Raw genomic sequence first — 3502 nt, forward strand, 5'->3', positions numbered from 1 at the left:
CGGGGCGATCTCGCCCGCCTCCAGCAGCTGCTGGCCGGGCCCGCCGAACCCGCCCCTGGTCCACAGCAGCCGGATCGCGGCCGACAGGCGCGCGGTGTTGCCCGGCCCGACGTTGCCGCCGTAGCAGTAGCCGGGGCTGTTCTTCTCCGGCACCGGCAGCAGCAGCACCCGCAGGGAGCGCGTCTCGGACACGAGCTTGGGCGCGGTCCTGTCCAGCGCGTAGTCCATGCCGCACGGCAGGAACGAGTAGGCGTTCAGCGGGTGGTCGGCGTCGGGGCTGTGGTCGATGAGCTGGTGCCAGTCCGGCAGCCCGGTGATCTTGGCCTTTCCGGCCCTGGTGTGGCCCTGGAGCAGGTAGCGGCAGAGGTTGCGCAGGCCGGTGGTGGCGTGGGCCGGCGCGGTGAGCACGTCCGGCCAGGTGGCGGGGTAGGCGTAGGCGCTCCCGATGGGCCGCAGGAACAGGTAACCGCCGACCGTGGTCTCGCCGGGCAGCTCGCGTACGGGCGGCAGGCTCGCGAACCACAGCATGGGCGTGGCGCGGGTGTTGAGCAGCACCCGCAGCCGCTCGGGCCGGTCGTTGCAGGTCGGCTCCAGGTACCAGGGGTTGAAGCCCTCCTCGTGGTTGTTCCGGCACACCCGGAAGTGCAGGGCCCACCACAGGTTGGTGGCGTCCAGGAACTCGGTGTCGATCTCGGGGGTGTCCTTGGCCGCCATGCGCAGCAGCGGATGGCGGCCGAAGAAGGAGCGCACCATGCCGCTCGGCCGCGTGCTCGGCACCTCCTGCAGCACCTCGCCGCCTCCGCCGCGCCGCCTGAGCTGCACGGCGAAGCGGTCGATCCGGTAGGCGTCCGGCACGAGCACGCCCGGCCTGGCCACGGTCAGCCGCTGGACCACGGACAGCGCCTCCTCGTCCTCGCCGCCGGCCCGCAACCGCACGGAGAAGCTCAGCCGCAGCCCCGCCGCCGTGTCGGGGACGGTGAAGGCGGCCGACACCTCCCCCGGCGCCCCCGCCGGCGGGCACGGGTGCCCAGCCGACGGGTCGGCCCAGCGCGCCAGCTCGGCGGCGTCGAGCGCCTGCAGCTCCACCCGCACCGCGCCGCGCAGCAGGGGGTGGGCGGCCTCGCCGGGCCGCCGCCACCTGACGGTCGTCGTGAAGGCCATGTCAGAGCTGCTGCCCGGTCTTGGGGTCGTACCGGACCTCCACCGCCACCACCTGGTCGGTCGGCAGGACCTCCACCCACTGGTCGAACACCTCGTACGGCGCCGCCGGCCGGAACCCGCCCTCCAGCGGGTCGAACCCGGTCTCGAAGACCTCCTCGGTGGCCAGCGTCCTGGTGATGTCGGTGTTGGCCGCCTGGAGCTCGGTCGCGAGGAGTTCGAGGACCTGGCCCACCGTCTTGTTCTGGTAGGCGGGCGGGTCGCCCGGCTGCACCGGGTACGGCAGACCGAGCCCGGCCTCGCCCTCGACGTGCGCCTGGGCCAGCCATCTGAGCGCCTCCACCTCGTGCCCCGGCCGCACCGGCAGGACCGCCTTGGCCCAGGCCGCGTTGAGGAACTCGTTGCGCCGCTCGTCGCCGTCCTCCTGGATCAGCCAGCCGAGCGAGCTGCCCAGCGGGGCGGGCTGGGTCTCCTCGGTGACCAGGTAGTTGACCCGCCATTCCGGCACGGTGTGCAGCTGCTCGTCCAGGGCGTTGCTCGCGTCGGTGTGGGCGTACCAGGTGAGCACGGTCTGCCCGCCGAGCACGCCGGGATTCTCCATGTCCCAGGGCGGCGGCGGGACCGGATATCTGCCGACGCTGCCCTGGCTCGGCGGGGGCACGTCGATGGGCCGCCAGTAGTCGGGGGCGACGAAGTACAGCATCTCGTCCACGTCGAAGATCTGCCGGATCAGCTCGGAGCCGAGGTGGTCGTCGTCGAAGAGCCGCAACTGGCGGATCAGGTGGGCGTAGACCGTCTGGCGTTCCTCGTCACGCAGGTCCTGCGAGGGCCGCGGGCGGATGCCGCTGACCAGCCGCAGCCGGTCGCGCACGGCGTGCCCGTACGCCTCGTGCTGGAGCGCGGCCACCCGGCGGTCGTAGGCGGTCCGGGCGGCCTGGTTGGCGACGTCCACGGCGTGCTTGGCCTCGGGCGTCGGCTCGTAGACCATGATCGCGTCGAACGGCATGAACTTGCGGCCCTCGAAGTTGGCGTACGTGAGCCGGACCTTCAGCACGTTGGCCGCGGGGTCGGGGTTGACGCCGAGGTCGGCGGCGTCGGTGGTGAACCTGACCTGCGCGCCGTGGAAGTCGAGCATGCCGATCTTCTTGAGCGTGGTCCCCGGCGGCGGGGGCGGCAGCGGGAAGTCGAAGCGGAACTCGATGATGTCGTTCGCGCCCACGTCGGGGCGGAAGATGCCGTGGTTGATGTTCTCGTTGGAGGTCTGGTAGGTGTTCTCCGCCTCGTCGTCGGCGCCCTGGTAGAGCACGAACGGCACGGCCAGGTGGTAGGTGACCTGCTGCTCCGCCGGATACGGCTTGACGTCGGGCTTGGGCACCGCGGTGAGGTCGGGGGCGGTGACGACGTGCACGAGCTCGCCGAGGCCGAGCGAGCGGCCGGGCGCGTCGAGGTAGACCTGCCAGCTCAGCCGCGCCCCGATGTGCTGCACCTGGACGCCGATCTTGCGCATCTTGCGCCGCAGCTCGTAGTTGACCAGCTCGTTCGTGGTGTTCTGCACGACGTAGCGGCGGCTGGAGGTGTCGGTGGTCTCGGTGACCGTCTTGAACGTCGTCTTGAAGTTCCGCTTGATCTCGCTGGTGGTCTTGGAGCTCTGCGTGCGGGTGTGCTTGTGCGTCTGCTCCGAGGAGCGCTTGACGGTGGTCTGCATCGAGAAGCTGGCGCTCGCGTCGGCGTGGTAGACGCCGGTGTCGACGCCGCCGCTGGCGGTCACGCCGAGGTTGGTGTCGTTGGCGTTGTCCTCCTTGACGGCGTCGGCGAGGTCGTCCTGGTCGGTCAGGCTCTCCTCGACCTTGCGCGAGGTCTCCTCCGCCTGCTCGGCGGTCCGCTCGACCAGCGTGCGGCGCGTGCTGCTCTCGACCACCTCGACCATGCCGCCGGGGCTGATCCACAGGTGGCCGACGGGGCCGCCCAGGAAGGTGTCGAACTCGAAGAAGTACTCCCTGAACAGGTTGACCAGCCCGACCGGCGACAGCACCCCCTGCGCGAGCGCGTCGAAGCGTTCTGAGAGCGCCGCCAGCCCCTCGTCGTCCAGCGCGCGGGCGGCCTGTCCGGCGAACGCGCCGCCGCCGAGGCGGGCCAGCCGCTCGTCGGCGAGCGCCCGGACGGCGCGCAGGGACCCGTTCTGGCCGAACCATCCGGCCAGCGGCTGGTAGACGCCGAACAGCTCGCTGGCGTACGGCAGGGTGCCGGTGAAGTCGTCGGGCGGTCGCCCGTTGAACACCGGCGCGCCGACCATGGGCGCGGTCATGACCTGCAGCGGCTGCGCCGTGGTGCCCGCCCCGGCCCG

The 3502-nt window shown here is 71.8% G+C and carries 2 protein-coding genes; both read right to left on the reverse strand.

What is annotated here, in order from left to right; all coding sequences use genetic code 11:
- Nucleotides 1–1161, reverse strand: a 1161-nt coding sequence (locus ACWDX9_RS61215; protein ID WP_449973100.1) for a hypothetical protein, incomplete at its 3' end; no start/stop codon positions are given.
- A gap of 1 nt (nt 1162) precedes the next feature.
- Nucleotides 1163–3502: hypothetical protein (locus ACWDX9_RS61220; RefSeq protein WP_449973101.1), on the reverse strand; the 2340-nt coding region annotated here is incomplete at its 5' end.

Source organism: Nonomuraea sp. NPDC003201, from assembly GCF_053590415.1.